Consider the following 14,863-nt stretch of genomic DNA (forward strand, 5'->3'; position numbering starts at 1 on the left):
GTGATGGAGCTGCCGGGAAACGTTGTCAGACGTACGGATCAGCGAGGTCGTCGTTACACTCCGGAGGGAGCTGTCCCGGATTCTGCCCGATCATCCGACGGAAGGCCAGACGAACGGTCAGATCGTCGCATCTCCGACTGAACGAACGGACGATACAGGACCGTACGCGCGGAGCGCGACCCCCGGATTCTCGGCCATCCCCACGGGCCGGCCGTCAGGTCGCACCACCCTGGCCGATGCCCTCGTTCTCCGCCGCGGTCATCGGACGGCTGAAGACCCTGCTCGCGGCGATGCTGGCGGTGATCCCGGAACTCTCCAACGCCTCGGCGAGCCGGCGCCGGAGCCCTCGACCAACCTGGAACTGACCCTCCGCAGTGGTCTTCACGATCGTGCGGATCACCGCACCCTCCACCGTCATCTGTTCGATGCCGAGCACCTCCGGCGGATCGACGATCGCCGGCGAAAGCTCCGGGTCGACCGCGACCGAGGCGGCCGCGGTACGCAGCACGGCGATGGCCTCCTCCGTGCTGGCGAACCCGACCGGCATGTCCACGATCACCACCGCCCAGCCCTGGCTCTTGTTGCCGACCCGGATGATCTCGCCGTTGCGGATGTACCAGAGCACCCCGCGCGCGTCGCGGACCGTGGTGATCCGCAGCCCGACCGCCTCCACCACCCCGGTCGCCTCGCCCAGGTCGACGGTGTCGCCCACCCCGTACTGGTCCTCCAGGAGCATGAACAGGCCGGACAGCAGATCCTTGACCAGGGTCTGCGCCCCGAACCCGAGCGCCAGGCCGGCGATGCCGGCGCTGGCCAGCAACGGGGCCAGGTTGAAACTCAGCTCGTCCAGGACCAGCAGCACCGCCACCGAGAAGACCACGGCGGTGACCAGGCTGCGCAGCACCGAACCGATGGCCGCCGCCCGCTGCCGGCGGCGCTCCGGGAAGTAGCCGGCCCCGTCCGGCGCCGCGGTCGGCACCCGCTCCCGCAGCGGCTTGAGGATCGCCGGCGGCGACCCCTCCGAGGTGCTGCGCACCAGCCGGTTGATCGCCCGGTGCAGCAGATAGCGCAGCACCACCGCGAGGACCAGGATCAGCAGGATCCGCAGCGGCTTGATCAGGATGTAGAAGCTGCTCTCCGCGAACCAGGTCGAACCCGTCCAGTCCAGGATCAGGCTGCAGGCCGGGTCGTCCACGCAGGTCTTGCTCGGCTCGGGCGCGGGCTCGGACGCGGGCGCGGGCGTCGGGATGCCCTGGGCGGGCAGGGCCAGGATCGCGTCGGTGGTCACCCGTGCTTCGTACCGCACCGGCGGGCCACCGGGTAGACCGACCCGCCCGGCGGTGACGTCCCACCAGGTCGCCGGGGCGGGCAACGATCAACCGGTACGGAACCGGTCATCCTGGCACAGGACATGAAAGCTTCACACGGGACCCCCGTATTAGTGCGTGCATTCGGCCCGGCTATCGGGGACTATTGGCGCACGGACGCCGGTGATCTGCCGGCGTCAGCCGCGGTCGGCGGGCAACGGGAAGCGGGAGCGGCTGGGGGAGAGCAGGACCGAGAGGGTGAGCGCGATGCCTGACATACGACCCATGGTGGGCTCCGGTGCGTTGGTGCTCAATGCTACGTACGAGCCGCTGTGTGTCGTTTCAGTGCGTCGAGCCGCGATCCTCGTCCTCTCCGCGAAGGCGGTCTGTGTCGCCGACGGCGAGGGCATCCTGCACAGCGCCCGCAACGCGCTGCCGGTGCCCTCGGTGGTGCGGCTGACCCGGTACGTGCGGGTGCCCTACCGCACCCACGTCGGGCTCTCCCGCCGGGCGATCTTCGCCCGGGACGGCTGGCGCTGCGCCTACTGCCGCGGCCCGGCGGAGACCATCGACCACGTCTTCCCGCGCAGCCGCGGCGGTGGGCACGCCTGGGAGAACGTGGTGGCGGCCTGCGCCCGGTGCAACCACACCAAGGGCGACCGGACGCCGGCCGAACTCGGCTGGCGGCTGCACGCCAAGCCGACCGCGCCGAAGGGGATGGCCTGGCGGGTGCTCGGCCACCGGGCGCCCGACCCGCGCTGGGCCGACTGGCTCGACCTGCGCGAGGCCGAGGTGGCCGCCTGACGGCTCAGCCGTCCCGGGCGGTGACCAGGGACGCGAAGACCACGATGTTGTCGGCGTACCCGACCTGGCCGCCCACCCAGCGGCCGCCGCAGGTGATCACCCGCAGGCCGGGGCGGCTGAAGTCCTCGTAGAGCTGATCCACCGGCAACCGGGTCTTGTCGTACCGGCTGATCGAGTTGACCTCGAACACCGCGATCGAGCCGTCCGCCCGACTGACCTCGATCTTCTCGCCGGACCGCAGGTCGCTCAGATCGTGGAAGACAGCCGGGCCGGTCTGGGTGTCGACGTGCCCGACGAGCACCGCCGGGCCGTACTGGCCGGGGGTCGGGCTCTGGTTGTACCAGCCGGCCTCCTGCGCCCGCTCGGCGCTGGGCGCGGCGATCGCCCCGTCATCGGCGAGGCCGACCTCGTGCACGGGCGCGTCCAGCCGCAGCGCCCGGATCGAGATCCCGACCGGCTGGCTGGCCGCCATCACCGGGAACCGGTCCGGCGGCGGCTTGATCCCCGCGCTGATCACGCTCGGCAGGATCGCCGTCCCGGTCAACCGCTCGAAGACCAGCCCGCCGATGATCAACATCATCAGGGTGGCGATGACCAGGGCCGGCCCGGGCAGCCGCGGCAGCCGACCCGCCGCCCGGCCGCCCCCCGGCCGTCCCCTCCCAGCCGGGCGCCGGCGGGCGGGGGCGGCGAGGGTGCCCGGCGCCGCCCGGTCGGCGCTGTCCGGGGTGACGACGCTGGCGGCCGACGCCTGCCCGGCGATCTCGACGAGCAGCCGCCACCACCGACGACGGTCGACCATGATCCGGACGGGTCAGCGTTCCGGCTCGGTGCGGGCCCGCCGCATCCCGACCAGCCACAGGCCGCCGACCAGCGCGAGCACCCCGGCGCCGCCGGCCAGGGCGAACGGGCTCAACCCGCCGCCGGCCGTCCCGCCGCCCCCGGTGGCCGGACCCTGACTGGGCTTGCTCATGTTCACCACCGTCAGGGTGGTGGTGGCCGTGCTTCCGTTCTGGCACTTCAGGTTGACCCCGTACGAGCCGGGCGCCCGGCTGCCCGGGATGGTCACCGCGCCGGTGAGGAAGCCGTTGTCCGGACGCAGTATCACCCGGCCGAACGCGTCGGAGTCGACGGTGGCCTGCTCGGTGTTGCTGTTGTCGCAGTTGGCGCGCAGGCTCACCCGGGCACCGGCCTGCGCGGTACTCGGCGTCACCTCCACGAAGGTGTTCTGCGGCTGGTTCTGGGTCTGGGCCTCAGCCAGCGCCGGCCCCGCCGGCAGCAGGGTGGCACCCAGCACGACGGCGGCCGCGGCAAAGCGCATCAAAGTACGCATGATTCCCCCCTCCGCGCCGAGGAGTTCCCACCGGTCGCGGCCCGACACCCGTGATCAAGGCAGCGGGGTGACCGGATGCCAGTCCAGCGGGGTGGAGAGCACCATCGTGCTCGACGGCCGCCCGTACGGGGCAAGCCGGTCGATCACCTCCTCGAAGGCGTCGATCGAACCGGCCGCCACCTTCAGGACACTGCACGCGTCGCCGGTGATCCGGTGGATCTCCAGAATCTCCGGCCAGTCCGGCACCGCCGGGTCCCGCAGCACACAGTGCGGGCCGTAACAGGACATCCGGATCAGCGCCACCACCGGCCGGCCGGCCCGGTTCAGGTCGACGTGGGCGTGGTACCCGACGATCACCCCGGACTCCTCCAGCCGGCGGACCCGCTCCGCCACCGCCGGCGGCGACAGATGCACCCGGCGGGACAGCTCGCTGAAGGAGAGCCGGGCGTCGGCCTGCAACTCGCGCAACAGTGCCCAGTCCATGTCGTCCACGACCGCTCCCCTTCTCGAACGTTAAGTCGATCCCCAAACTAGCCGCACGACCGCAGGTCAGCGCCCCCGAGCGCCGTTGGTTCGGCATTCCGCCCGGCGACCCGGCACAGAGATCATGGACCGGTGGAGAGCAGCGTCAGGGTCGAGAGCGCGGTGCGGCCGGTAACCGCGCAGGAACGGGACGCCCGTGCGGCGGCCAACGCCGGCGAGCCGACCCTCGACTTCCCGGACCGGATCCCGTACGACACCTACACCCACGCCAGCACCCTGCACCGGCTGCAGCAGCCGGTCAGCGGCGACCCCGGCGAGATGTCGTTCCTGATGGTCAGCCAGATCATGGAGCTCTATTTCGGGCTCACCTGCTACGAACTGCGCGAGGCGCAGCGGCTGCTGCGCGCCGACGAGATCTGGCCCAGCCTGGCCCCACTACGCCGGGCGGCCCTGCACCTGGAAGGGCTCAACGCCGCCTGGCAGGGGCTGCGCTGGATGACCCCGGCCGACTTCAACCGGTTCCGCAACCTGCTCGGCGAGGGCTCCGGCTTCCAGTCCGCCATGTACCGGCAGCTCGAATTCCTGCTCGGGCTCAAGACGGCCAGCCTGGTCCGGCCGTTCCGGCGCCAACCCGACGTGCACGCCGAACTGGTCGCCACGCTGCGCGCGCCGAGCCTCTGGGACGACACCGTCGCGCTGCTCGCCCGGCACGGCCACGACATCCCGGCCCACCTGCTCGACCGGGACTTCGGCACCGAACACGAGCCGCACGAACTGGTCGAGGCGGCCTGGGTGCGCATCTACCGGCACCCCGGCCCCGACAACCACCTGCGGCTGCTCGGCGAGGCGCTGACCGAGGTCGCCGACCGGTTCGGTGACTGGCGCTACCAGCACCTGCGGGCCGTGCAGCGGACAATGGGCAACAAGGTGGGCAGCGGCGGCTCCGCCGGGGTCACCTGGTTGCAGCGCAGCATGGCGCGGACCGTCTTCCCGGAACTCTGGTCCGCCCGCACGGACATGTGACGGTAGAGCGATGACGATGCCAGCACCGCCGGCCCGGGCGCTCGAACTCGACGCCGCCGACCCCGGCCACCGCGAACTGTTCCACGTTCCACCGGCCGACGGCGGCGACCACCGGTCGACCGCGTACCTGGCCGGCAACTCGCTCGGCCTGCAACCCCGGGCCACCCGCGACGAACTCCTCGCCGACCTCGACGCCTGGGCCCGGCTCGGCGTCGAGGGCCACCTGGAAGCCGAGCGCCCCTGGCTGCCGTACCACGAACTGCTCACCGACCCGGCCGCCCGACTGGTCGGCGCCCGGCCCACCGAGGCCGTGGTGATGAACTCCCTGACGGTCAACCTGCACCTGCTGATGGTGTCGTTCTACCGGCCGGTCGGCCGGCGCGACCAGATCCTGATCGAGGAATCCGCCTTCCCCTCCGACAGCTACGCCGTCCGCAGCCAGGCCCGGTTCCACGGCCGCGACCCGGACACCACCGTGGTCCGCACCGACGACGCCGCCGGCTACCTGGCGCGGGCCGGCGACCGGGTGGCGCTGGTGCTGCTCGGCGGGGTCAACTACCTGACCGGCAAGCTGCTCGACATCCCCGGGATCACCCGGGCCGGCCGGGCCGCCGGAGCCATCGTCGGCTGGGATCTGGCGCACGCCGCCGGCAACGTGCCGCTCGCCCTGCACGACTGGGACGTCGACTTCGCGGCCTGGTGCTCGTACAAGTACCTCAACTCCGGACCGGGCGCGCTGGCCGGCGCGTTCGTGCACGAACGGCACCTGGACGACCCGCGCATCAACCGGTTCGAGGGCTGGTGGAGCACCGACCCGGCGACCCGCTTCGAGATGGCCCCGGTGGCCCGGCCGCTGCCCACCGCCGACGCCTGGCAGATCTCCAACCCGCCGATCTTCGCGATGGGGCCGGTGCGGACCTCGCTGGAGATCTTCGACCGGATCGGGATGCCCGCGCTGCGGGCCCGCAGCCAGCGGCTCACCGGCTACCTTGCCGAACTGCTCGACCAGGTCGTCGCCACCCGGCCGCTCACCGTGCTCACCCCCGCCGACCCGCACCGCCGCGGCTGCCAGCTCTCCGTCCGGATCGGCCGGGGCAGCGCCGCCGAACTCACCAAACGACTACGCCACGAGTACGGCGTGATCGCCGACGCCCGCGAGCCGGACGTGATCCGGCTCGCCCCGGTGCCGCTCTACTCCACCTACCACGACTGCTGGCGGGCCGCCGCCGCGCTCGCCGCCCTCGTCGAGGAGGGTCGATGACCGAGGTCACCATCGTCGGTGCCGGCCTGGCCGGCTCCCTGCTGGCCTGCTTCCTGGCCCGCCGGGGCCACCAGGTCACCGTCTACGAGCGGCGCGCCGACCCGCGCCGCACCGCCGCCGAGCGGGGCCGGTCGATCAACCTGGCACTCTCCGAGCGGGGCCTGGACGCGCTGCGCCGGATCGGGCTGGACCAGCAGGTGCTGGCCGAGGCGCTGCCGATGCGCGGCCGCATGATCCACCCGGTGGGGGCGCCGACGGACTTCCAGCCGTACAGCGCCGACGGGCGCCGGGCCATCAACTCGATCGGCCGGGGCGCCCTCAACCAGACCCTGCTGGACGCCGCCGAGGCCCACGACGGGGTACGCGTCCACTTCGACCACCGGCTGGTCGGGCTCGTCCCGCAGACCGGCGAGCTGACGTTCGAGACCCCGACCGGCCCGGTCCGGACCACCGCCGAGGTGGTGCTCGGCGCCGACGGGGCCGGATCGGCCGTCCGCGGCCAGCTGCTCAACGCCGGGCTGCTCACCGAGACCCTGGACTTCCTCGACTACGGCTACAAGGAACTGACCATCCCGCCCGCCGACGGCGAGTTCGCGCTCGACCCGGGCGCGCTGCACATCTGGCCGCGCGGCACCTCGATGATGATCGCCCTGCCCAACCCGGACCGCTCCTTCACCTGCACCCTGTTCTGGCCGACCAGCGGCACCACCAGCTTCGCCTCGCTGGGCAGCCCGGCCGCCATCGAACGGCACTTCCAGACCCACTACCCCGACCTGCCGCCGCTGGCGCCGAACCTGGTCGACGACTACCTGCACAACCCGGTCGGGCTGCTCGGCACCGTGCACTGCACACCCTGGCAGACGGCCGGCCGGGTCGGCCTGGTCGGCGACGCCGCACACGCCATCGTCCCGTTCTACGGCCAGGGCGCCAACTGCGCCTTCGAGGACGTGGTCGAACTGGACCGCTGCCTGACCGAATGCGACGGCGACTGGGCGGCGGCGCTGCCCCGCTACCAGGCCCGCCGGATCGACAACGCCGACGCGATCGCCGAAATGGCGCTGGCCAACTTCGTCGAGATGCGCGACCGGGTCGCCTCGCCGCTGTTCCAGCTCGGCCGCCGGGCCGAGCACGCCCTGGAACGCGCCCTGCCCGGCCGCTACGTCTCCCGCTACGAACTGGTCTCCTTCACCACCACCCCGTACGCCGAGGTCCGGCGCCGGGTCCGCCGCCAGCACCGGATCCTCGCGGCGGCGGCCGCTGCGGTGGTCGGCACCGCGCTGGTAGGCACCGCGCTGGCCGGTACGGCGCTGGCCGGTCGGCGGTCGCGCCGATGACGCCGCGACCCGAACCGGCCCGGGCGGCCGGCCCGGCCTGGGCGCCCGAACTGATGGCCGGCCGACCGGTCGGCGAACCCGAACTGCTGCGCGGCTTCATCGACGGCGGCTTCGTCGCCGGCGGCAAGACCTTCACCAAGGCCAGCCCGGTCACCGGCGAGATCCTCTTCGAGGTGGCCGAGGCCGACGAGTCCATGGTGGACGACGCGGTGGCCGCCGCCCGGGCGGCGCTGAACGGACCGTGGGGCCGCCTCGGCGAGGCCGGCCGGGCGGCCGTCCTGCGGCGCGTCGCCGACGAGCTGGAACGCCGCTTCGACGACCTGGTCACCGCCGAGGTCGCCGACACCGGCAAGGCCATCTCCCAGGCCCGCACCCTGGACGTGCCGCGCGGCGCCGCCAACTTCCGGGCCTTCGCCGAGATCGCCGCCAGCGCGCCGACCGAGTCGTTCACCACCGTCACCCCTACCGGCCGGGCGCTCAACTACGCCCTGCGCAAGCCGGTCGGCGTGGTCGCCATCGTCGTACCGTGGAATCTGCCCCTGCTGCTGCTGACCTGGAAGGTCGCTCCCGCCCTGGCCTGCGGAAACGCCGTGGTGGTGAAGCCGTCCGAGGAGACCCCGGCGTCCGCGACGCTGCTGGCCGAGGTGATGGCCGCGGCCGGCGTACCCGATGGGGTTTTCAATCTCGTGCACGGGTTCGGGCCGGACTCCGCCGGCGAGTTCCTGACCCGGCACCCCGGCGTGGACGCGATCACCTTCACCGGCGAATCGCGCACCGGAGCCACCATCATGCGGGCCGCCGCCGACGGGGTGAAGGCGGTCTCGTTCGAGCTGGGCGGAAAGAACGCCGGGCTGGTCTTCGCCGACGCCGACCTGGACGCCGCCGTCGCCGGCTCGGTGCGCTCCAGCTTCACCAACGGCGGCCAGGTGTGCCTCTGCACCGAGCGGATCTACGTGCAGCGGCCGGTCTTCGACGAGTTCGCCGAGCGGCTGGCTGAGCGGGCCGCCGGGCTCACCTTCGGCTGGCCGTCGGACGAGGCGACCGTGAACATGCCGCTCATCTCGGCCGAACACCGGCGCAAGGTGCTGGGCTGCTACGACCTGGCCCGTGCGGAAGGGGCCACCGTGCTCACCGGCGGCGGGGTGCCGACCTTCGGCGACGCCCGCGACGGCGGCGCCTACGTCCAGCCGACGGTGCTCACCGGACTCGGCCCGGCCACCCGGACCAACCGGGAGGAGATCTTCGGGCCGGTCTGCCACCTGGCGCCCTTCGACGACGAGCAGGAGGCGTTCGCGCTCGCCAACGACAGCGACTACGGTCTGGCGGCGACGGTCTGGACCCGCGACGTCGGGCGCGCCCACCGGGCCGGCGCGGGGCTGGCCGCCGGGATCGTCTGGGTGAACACCTGGTTCCTGCGCGACCTGCGTACCCCGTTCGGCGGGATGCGGGCCTCCGGGATCGGCCGGGAGGGCGGCACCCACTCGCTCGACTTCTACTCCGAACTGACGAACGTCTGCGTGGACCTGACATGACCGACATCCAGGGCGCCGTCCGCGCCCTCACCAGGGCCCGCGAGGCCCGCGAACCCTGCCCGCCGCTGCGCGGGTCGCTCCTGTCCAGCGGCGACATCGAGTCCGCGTACGAGGTGCAGCGCGCCCAGGTCCGCGACTGGCTCGCCGCCGGGCACCGCACGGTCGGGGCGAAGATCGGTCTGACCTCGCCGGCCGTGCAGCAGGCGCTGGGTGTCTTCCAGCCCGACTTCGGGGTGCTGCTGGACAGCATGGCGGTGCCCGACGGCGCCGAGGTCGACCCGGCCCGGCTGCTGCAGCCGAAGGTGGAGGCCGAGGTCGCGTTCGTGCTCGGCGGCGACCTGCCGTACGAGCGGGTGACGAGTGCCGACGTCATCCGGGCCACCGACCACCTGCTGCCGGCCATCGAGATCGTCGACTCCCGGGTGGCCGACTGGGACATCTCCATCGTGGACACCGTGGCCGACAACGCCTCCAGCGGGTTGTTCGTGCTCGGCACCACGCCCCGCCGGCTGCGCGACGTGGACCTGCGGCTCTGCGGGATGGTGCTCGAACACGCCGGCGAGCCGGTCTCGGTCGGCGCCGGCGCCGCCTGTCTCGGCAACCCGCTGCACGCGGTGGCCTGGCTGGCCGGCACGCTGGCCAGCGCCGGCGACCCGCTGCGGGCCGGCGACGTGGTGCTCTCCGGTGCCCTCGGACCGATGGTCGCGGTGACCCCGGGGGCGGCGTACGAGGCCCGGATCTCCGGGTTCGGCTCAGTGAGGACGTGTTTCGCATGACGGTAGGCGTGGCGGTGCTCGGATCGGGCAACATCGGCACCGACCTGATGATCAAACTCCTGCGCGGTGGTGGGGAGCTGACGGTGCGGGCGATGGCCGGCATCGACCCGGCCTCCGACGGGCTCGCCCGGGCCGGCCGGCTCGGCGTGCCGACCACCGCCGCCGGCGTCGACGGGCTGGTGAGCATGCCGGAGTTCGCCGACGTCGAACTGGTCTTCGACGCCACCTCGGCCGCCGCCCACCACCGGCACGACGCGGTGCTGCGCGAACACGGCCGCACCATCATCGACCTGACCCCGGCCGCGATCGGGCCGTACGTGGTGCCGCCGGTCAACCTCGACGCCCACCTGCACGAGCCGAACCTCAACATGGTCACCTGCGGCGGACAGGCCACCGTCCCGATCGTCGCCGCCGTCGGCCGGGTCACCCCCGTCGGGTACGGCGAGATCGTCGCCTCCATCGCATCCCGCTCGGCGGGACCGGGCACCCGCGCCAACATCGACGAGTTCACCGAGACCACCGCGCGGGCCATCGAGGTGGTCGGCGGCGCCGCCCGGGGCAAGGCGATCATCGTGCTCAACCCGGCCGAGCCGCCGCTGCTGATGCGCGACACCGTCTACTGCCTGTGCTCGGACACCGGCGCCGACCGGTCGGCCATCGCGGCCTCGGTGACCGCCATGGTCGCCGACGTAGGCGAGTACGTGCCCGGCTATCGGCTCAAGCAGGAGGTCCAGTTCGACGTGGTCGGCGATGAGCTGCAGGTGTCGGTGTTCCTGGAGGTCGAGGGCGCCGGCCACTACCTGCCCCGGTACGCCGGCAACCTGGACATCATGACCTCGGCTGCGGTGCGGACCGCCGAACGCCTGGTCGCCCGGACGGGGGTGCGGTGATGATCTACGTCCAGGACGTGACCCTGCGGGACGGCATGCACGCCATCGGGCACCGCTACACCGTCGACCAGGTCCGCACCATCGCCGCCGCGCTCGACGCCGCCGGGGTGGCCGCCATCGAGGTCGCGCACGGCGACGGGCTGGCCGGCTCCAGCGTCAACTACGGCCGCGGCGCCGCCACCGACGCGGAATGGATCGCCGCCGCGGCCGAGGTGATGCGCACCGCCCGGCTGACCACCCTGCTGCTGCCCGGCATCGGCACCATCGCCGACCTGCGGGCCGCCCGCGACCTCGGGGTGAGCAGCGTACGGATCGCCACCCACTGCACCGAGGCCGACATCTCCGCCCAGCACATCTCCTGGGCTCGGGACAACGGCATGGACGTGGCCGGCTTCCTGATGATGGCGCACCTGGCCGACCCGGCCGAGCTGGCCCGGCAGGCCAAACTGATGGAGTCCTACGGCGCGCACTGCGTCTACGTGACCGACTCCGGCGGGCGGCTGCTCAGCCGGGAGGTGGCCGAGCGGATCGACGCGTACCGGCAGGTGCTGGACCCCCAAACCCAGATCGGCATCCACGCCCACCACAACCTGTCGCTCGGGGTGGCGAACAGCGTCGCCGCCGTCGAACACGGCGCCACCCGGGTCGACGCGTCGCTGGCCGGCCAGGGCGCCGGCGCCGGGAACGCGCCGCTGGAGGTCTTCGCCGCCGTCGCCGAGCTGCACGGCTGGCAGCACGGCTGCGACGTGTTCGCGCTGATGGACGCCGCCGACGACCTGGTCCGGCCGCTTCAGGACCGGCCGGTGCGGGTGGACCGGGAGACGCTGTCGCTGGGCTACGCCGGGGTCTACTCCAGCTTCCTGCGGCACGCCGAACGGGCGTCGGCCCGGTACGGCGTCGACGTGCGCGCCATCCTGATGGAGCTGGGCCGGCGCAAGATGGTGGGTGGCCAGGAGGACATGATCGTGGACGTGGCGCTGGACCTGGCGGGGGGCCGGTCATGAACGTCGACGCGCTGGCCGGCCGCCTCGACGAGGCCGCCCGCGCCGCGGTGGCCATCCCGCAGTTCGCCGCCGAGGTGGGGCTCGACGTGGCCGACGCCTACGCCGTCCAGGGCGCCCTGCTGCGGCTGCGGTGCGGCCGCGGCGAGCGGCTGGTCGGGATGAAGATGGGGCTGACCAGCCGAGCCAAGATGCAGCAGGTCGGGGTCGACGAGGTGATCTGGGGTCGGCTCACCGACCGGATGACGGTGGACGACGGGGGCGCCGTCGACCCGGCCCGGTTCATCCACCCCCGGGTCGAACCGGAAATCGCCTTCCGGCTGGGCCCGGACGCGTCGATCCAGGCGGTGGCGCCGGCCGTCGAGCTGATCGACTCCCGGTACGCCGACTTCACCTTCTCGCTGCCGGACGTGATCGCCGACAACGCCTCCGCGGCCGCGTACGCGATCGGGCCCTGGCGGGCGGTGCCGGACGGCCTGGCGAACCTCGGCGTCCTGCTGGAGATCGACGGGCGGGTGGTGCAGACCGGGTCGACGGCCGCGATCCTCGGCGATCCCCGCCGGGCGTTGACCGAGGGGATCCGGTTGGCCGACCGGTACGGCACCCGGCTCGCCGAGGGCTGGGTCTTCCTGGCCGGCGCGGCGACCGCGGCGGTGCCGCTGCGGCCGGGTGCGCACGTGCGGACCGTGGTCGAGCAGCTCGGCGCGGTGTCGTTCCGGGCGGTGGCCCGATGACCGTGGTGCCCGGCAAGGCGACCCCGCGCGGCAGGTTTCCGCACGTGAAGGTCGCCGGCGGGCTGGTCTTCGTCTCCGGCACGTCGAGCCGACGGCCGGACAACAGCATCGCCGGTGCGTCGGCGGACGAGTTCGGCACCACCACCCTGGACATCCGGGCGCAGACCCGCGCGGTCATCGAGAACGTCCGCGACATCCTGCGCGAGGTCGGTGCCGAGCTGTCCGACCTGGTCCAGGTCACCAGCTACCTGGTCAGCATGAACGACTTCGGCGGCTACAACGAGGTCTACGGGGAGTTCTTCGACGAGTCCGGACCGACCCGCACCACCGTCGCCGTGCACCAACTGCCCCATCCACACCTGCTGATCGAGATGCAGGCGGTCGCCGTGCTGCCTGCCGCGCAAGGAGGGCCGTCATGACCGACATCACCGACCCGGTGAGCTTCCCGGGCTGGCTCGAGGAGAACCAGCACCTGCTCAAGCCGCCGGTCGGCAACAAGCAGATGTTCCCGACCGGCGACGACTTCATCGTGATGGTCGTCGGCGGGCCCAACCAGCGCACCGACTTCCACGTCGACCCGTACGAGGAGTTCTTCTACCAGGTCAAAGGGAACATGCACGTCAACCTGATGACCCCGGACGGTCCCTCGACCGTGCACATTCGGGAGGGTCAGATGTGGGTGCTGCCCGGGTCGGTCCCGCACTCCCCGCAGCGGCCGGAGCCGGGCTCGATCGGCGTGGTCATCGAGCGGGTCCGCGCGGAGGGCACGCTGGAGAAGTTCCAGTGGTACTGCGCCGAGTGCGGCAACCTCGTCCACGAGGTGGAGTTGCAGGTCCGCGACATCGTGGCCGACCTGCCGCCGGTGTTCCAGGCGTTCTACGCCGACGAGTCCGCCCGCACCTGCGGCCGGTGCGGCGCGCTGCACCCCGGTAAGGGCTGATGGCGCCGGTCGTCGACGTCCACACGCACTGGGTCCCCAAGGGCTGGCCGGATCTGGCCGCCGCCTGCGGCGGGTCGGGCTGGCCATGGCTGCGGGTGGAGTCCGAACGGCAGGCGATGATCATGGTGGGGGAGGCCGAGTTCCGGCCGGTCGGGGCCGAGTGCTGGGACGTCGATACCCGGCTGGCCGAGATGGACGCCGACGGCGTCGACGTCCAGGTCATCTCGCCGACCCCGGTCTTCTTCGGCTACGACCGGCCGGCCGACCAGGCGGTGAAGGTGGCCCGGATCTTTAACGACCTCGCCCTGGAGCTGGCGGCCGGGGCCCCGGGCCGGCTGGTGCCGTTCTGCCAGGTGCCGTTGCAGGACCCCGACGCCGCCTGCGCCGAACTGGACCGGTGTCTGGCCGCCGGCCACGCCGGCGTGGAGATCGGCAACCACGTCGGCGACCGGGACCTCGACGATCCGGGGATCGTCGACTTTCTGCGGCACTGCGCCGAGGTCGGCGCGCCGGTCTTCGTGCATCCCTGGGACATGCCGGACGGCCCCCGGCTGGACCGGTGGATGGCCCGCTGGCTGGCCGGGATGCCCGCCGAGACGCACCTCTCCGTGCTGGCGATGATCCTCGGCGGGGTGTTCGACCAGGTTCCAACGTCGCTGCGGATCTGCTTCGCGCACGGCGGCGGCAGCTTCCCGTTCTGGCTCGGGCGGGCCGACAACGCCTGGCACCGCCGCGGCGACGTGGTCCGGGGCCGGTCCGAGCAGCCACCGAGTCACTACGTCGACCGGTTCTCGGTCGACACCGTGGTTTTCGAACCGGCGGCCCTGCGGTTGCTGGTCGAGACCATGGGTGCCGAGCGGGTGATGCTGGGCAGCGACTACCCCTACCCGCTCGGCGAACGCCCGGTCGGCAAGGTGGTGCGCTCCGCGGACTTCCTCACCGATCGGCAGCGGGATCTGCTACTGGCCGGCAACGCGGCGCGTTTCCTCGGCGGTTGAGTGTGCCGGCCGGGCCGGGACTGCCGAGCTGGCCATTCCGGCGATGATGATGGTCCCGGTCAGGAGATGGAGTCCGGCCAGGACCGCGGTTGCCGACCCGGTGCGGGCCTGCGCGAGCGGGCCGACCAGGGACAGCACCAGCACGATCAGGGCGATCGAGGTCCAGACCATCTTGGACCGGCGGACCGATCGTTCCAGGACGGCCAGCAGCGCCCAGCCGGCGAGGCCGGAGACGACGGCCGCGAACGCGACGGCCGCGGGACCGACCTCGGCGGTGGCGCCGGCGCGGTCGACCGTCAGCTCGATGCCGGCGACCGGTCCGGTGACGATCCAGAGGGCGAGGGCCGCGCCGGTCGCGGCGGCCACGGTGAGCGCCCGGGTGACGCGGCGGCGGGTGGCGCCGTTCGACGCCGAGGCTGGTTGGCTGGTGGTTCGCATGGGAACTCCCTT

Annotated in this window: 17 protein-coding genes; 12 read left to right on the forward strand and 5 right to left on the reverse strand. The window is 72.7% G+C overall.

The window, feature by feature from the left end; genetic code table 11:
- Positions 1 to 214: 214 nt before the first annotated feature.
- Positions 215 to 1,273, reverse strand: a complete 1,059-nt coding sequence (locus O7627_RS07290) for a mechanosensitive ion channel family protein (protein WP_278098193.1) — start codon at positions 1,271 to 1,273, stop codon at positions 215 to 217.
- 301 nt (positions 1,274 to 1,574) lie between these two features.
- Here O7627_RS07290 and O7627_RS07295 point away from each other — a divergent pair, with 301 nt between their 5' ends.
- Complete coding sequence (locus tag O7627_RS07295) at positions 1,575 to 2,111, forward strand: HNH endonuclease (RefSeq protein WP_278092731.1); 537 nt, start codon at positions 1,575 to 1,577, stop codon at positions 2,109 to 2,111.
- Between the two features lie 4 nt (positions 2,112 to 2,115).
- On the opposite strand, the gene O7627_RS07300 is transcribed toward O7627_RS07295, so the two are convergent.
- The 3 genes from O7627_RS07300 to O7627_RS07310 all read right to left on the reverse strand — a co-directional run bounded on the left by O7627_RS07300 (position 2,116) and on the right by O7627_RS07310 (position 3,933).
- Positions 2,116 to 2,910 carry a class F sortase gene (locus O7627_RS07300; protein ID WP_278092732.1) on the reverse strand — a complete coding sequence of 265 codons (795 nt, stop codon included), beginning with the start codon at positions 2,908 to 2,910 and terminating at the stop codon, positions 2,116 to 2,118.
- A 12-nt stretch (positions 2,911 to 2,922) separates the two neighbouring features.
- Complete coding sequence (locus tag O7627_RS07305) at positions 2,923 to 3,429, reverse strand: hypothetical protein (RefSeq protein WP_278092733.1); 507 nt, start codon at positions 3,427 to 3,429, stop codon at positions 2,923 to 2,925.
- 66 nt (positions 3,430 to 3,495) lie between these two features.
- Entirely contained in the window at positions 3,496 to 3,933 is a 438-nt protein-coding gene (locus tag O7627_RS07310) for an Lrp/AsnC family transcriptional regulator (RefSeq protein WP_278092734.1), read from the reverse strand.
- A gap of 123 nt (positions 3,934 to 4,056) precedes the next feature.
- On the opposite strand from O7627_RS07310, the gene O7627_RS07315 reads away from it, so the two are divergent.
- From O7627_RS07315 to O7627_RS07365, 11 genes are read left to right on the forward strand one after another with little or no spacing between them, the layout of a single operon-like run.
- Positions 4,057 to 4,947, forward strand: coding sequence for a tryptophan 2,3-dioxygenase family protein (locus O7627_RS07315; RefSeq protein ID WP_278092735.1), 891 nt, complete (start codon positions 4,057 to 4,059; stop codon positions 4,945 to 4,947).
- A 16-nt stretch (positions 4,948 to 4,963) separates the two neighbouring features.
- Positions 4,964 to 6,208, forward strand: coding sequence for a kynureninase (gene kynU, locus O7627_RS07320; protein ID WP_278098194.1), 1,245 nt, complete (start codon positions 4,964 to 4,966; stop codon positions 6,206 to 6,208).
- A complete protein-coding gene (locus tag O7627_RS07325; protein WP_278092736.1) occupies positions 6,205 to 7,542 on the forward strand; it encodes an NAD(P)/FAD-dependent oxidoreductase in 1,338 nt (445 codons plus the stop codon). The genes kynU and O7627_RS07325 overlap by 4 nt, the downstream gene beginning before the upstream one ends.
- Positions 7,543 to 7,595: 53 nt before the next feature.
- Positions 7,596 to 9,074 (forward strand): 2-hydroxymuconic semialdehyde dehydrogenase, encoded by a 1,479-nt coding sequence (locus O7627_RS07330; RefSeq protein ID WP_278098195.1) that lies wholly within the window; start codon positions 7,596 to 7,598, stop codon positions 9,072 to 9,074.
- Entirely contained in the window at positions 9,071 to 9,850 is a 780-nt protein-coding gene (locus tag O7627_RS07335) for a fumarylacetoacetate hydrolase family protein (RefSeq protein ID WP_278092737.1), read from the forward strand. The genes O7627_RS07330 and O7627_RS07335 overlap by 4 nt, the downstream gene beginning before the upstream one ends.
- Positions 9,847 to 10,740: an acetaldehyde dehydrogenase (acetylating) gene (locus O7627_RS07340; protein ID WP_278092738.1), complete on the forward strand. Its 894-nt coding sequence runs from the start codon at positions 9,847 to 9,849 to the stop codon at positions 10,738 to 10,740. Before O7627_RS07335 ends, O7627_RS07340 begins: the two co-directional genes overlap by 4 nt.
- Positions 10,740 to 11,744 carry a 4-hydroxy-2-oxovalerate aldolase gene (dmpG, locus tag O7627_RS07345; RefSeq protein WP_278092739.1) on the forward strand — a complete coding sequence of 335 codons (1,005 nt, stop codon included), beginning with the start codon at positions 10,740 to 10,742 and terminating at the stop codon, positions 11,742 to 11,744. The genes O7627_RS07340 and dmpG overlap by 1 nt, the downstream gene beginning before the upstream one ends.
- Positions 11,741 to 12,475: a fumarylacetoacetate hydrolase family protein gene (locus tag O7627_RS07350; protein ID WP_278092740.1), complete on the forward strand. Its 735-nt coding sequence runs from the start codon at positions 11,741 to 11,743 to the stop codon at positions 12,473 to 12,475. Before dmpG ends, O7627_RS07350 begins: the two co-directional genes overlap by 4 nt.
- Positions 12,472 to 12,894 carry a RidA family protein gene (locus O7627_RS07355; protein ID WP_278092741.1) on the forward strand — a complete coding sequence of 141 codons (423 nt, stop codon included), beginning with the start codon at positions 12,472 to 12,474 and terminating at the stop codon, positions 12,892 to 12,894. Before O7627_RS07350 ends, O7627_RS07355 begins: the two co-directional genes overlap by 4 nt.
- Complete coding sequence (locus O7627_RS07360; RefSeq protein WP_278092742.1) at positions 12,891 to 13,415, forward strand: 3-hydroxyanthranilate 3,4-dioxygenase; 525 nt, start codon at positions 12,891 to 12,893, stop codon at positions 13,413 to 13,415. The genes O7627_RS07355 and O7627_RS07360 overlap by 4 nt, the downstream gene beginning before the upstream one ends.
- The gene (locus O7627_RS07365) at positions 13,412 to 14,413 is read left to right on the forward strand and encodes an amidohydrolase family protein (RefSeq protein ID WP_278098196.1); all 1,002 of its coding nucleotides are present in this window, start codon (positions 13,412 to 13,414) and stop codon (positions 14,411 to 14,413) included. Before O7627_RS07360 ends, O7627_RS07365 begins: the two co-directional genes overlap by 4 nt.
- Here the strand turns inward: O7627_RS07365 and O7627_RS07370 are convergent.
- On the reverse strand, positions 14,375 to 14,851 hold the full coding sequence (locus tag O7627_RS07370) for a DUF6069 family protein (protein ID WP_278092743.1): 477 nt from the start codon (positions 14,849 to 14,851) through the stop codon (positions 14,375 to 14,377). The genes O7627_RS07365 and O7627_RS07370 overlap by 39 nt on opposite strands.
- Positions 14,852 to 14,863 lie beyond the last annotated feature (12 nt).

Origin of the sequence: Solwaraspora sp. WMMD1047, assembly GCF_029626155.1 — a bacterium.
In the GTDB taxonomy this organism is placed as follows: domain Bacteria; phylum Actinomycetota; class Actinomycetes; order Mycobacteriales; family Micromonosporaceae; genus WMMD1047.

Excerpts from the sequence above, each read along its gene's own strand:
- O7627_RS07295 (WP_278092731.1), top strand. The coding sequence starts at position 1,575 with ATGCCTGACATACGACCCATGGTGGGCTCCGGTGCGTTGGTGCTCAAT.
- O7627_RS07355 (WP_278092741.1), top strand. The coding sequence starts at position 12,472 with ATGACCGTGGTGCCCGGCAAGGCGACCCCGCGCGGCAGGTTTCCGCAC.
- O7627_RS07340 (WP_278092738.1), top strand. The coding sequence starts at position 9,847 with ATGACGGTAGGCGTGGCGGTGCTCGGATCGGGCAACATCGGCACCGAC.
- O7627_RS07350 (WP_278092740.1), top strand. The coding sequence starts at position 11,741 with ATGAACGTCGACGCGCTGGCCGGCCGCCTCGACGAGGCCGCCCGCGCC.
- dmpG (WP_278092739.1), top strand. The coding sequence starts at position 10,740 with ATGATCTACGTCCAGGACGTGACCCTGCGGGACGGCATGCACGCCATC.
- O7627_RS07300 (WP_278092732.1), bottom strand. The coding sequence starts at position 2,910 with ATGGTCGACCGTCGTCGGTGGTGGCGGCTGCTCGTCGAGATCGCCGGG.
- O7627_RS07305 (WP_278092733.1), bottom strand. The coding sequence starts at position 3,429 with ATGCGCTTTGCCGCGGCCGCCGTCGTGCTGGGTGCCACCCTGCTGCCG.
- O7627_RS07360 (WP_278092742.1), top strand. The coding sequence starts at position 12,891 with ATGACCGACATCACCGACCCGGTGAGCTTCCCGGGCTGGCTCGAGGAG.
- O7627_RS07325 (WP_278092736.1), top strand. The coding sequence starts at position 6,205 with ATGACCGAGGTCACCATCGTCGGTGCCGGCCTGGCCGGCTCCCTGCTG.
- O7627_RS07330 (WP_278098195.1), top strand. The coding sequence starts at position 7,596 with ATGGCCGGCCGACCGGTCGGCGAACCCGAACTGCTGCGCGGCTTCATC.
- O7627_RS07335 (WP_278092737.1), top strand. The coding sequence starts at position 9,071 with ATGACCGACATCCAGGGCGCCGTCCGCGCCCTCACCAGGGCCCGCGAG.
- kynU (WP_278098194.1), top strand. The coding sequence starts at position 4,964 with ATGCCAGCACCGCCGGCCCGGGCGCTCGAACTCGACGCCGCCGACCCC.
- O7627_RS07370 (WP_278092743.1), bottom strand. The coding sequence starts at position 14,851 with ATGCGAACCACCAGCCAACCAGCCTCGGCGTCGAACGGCGCCACCCGC.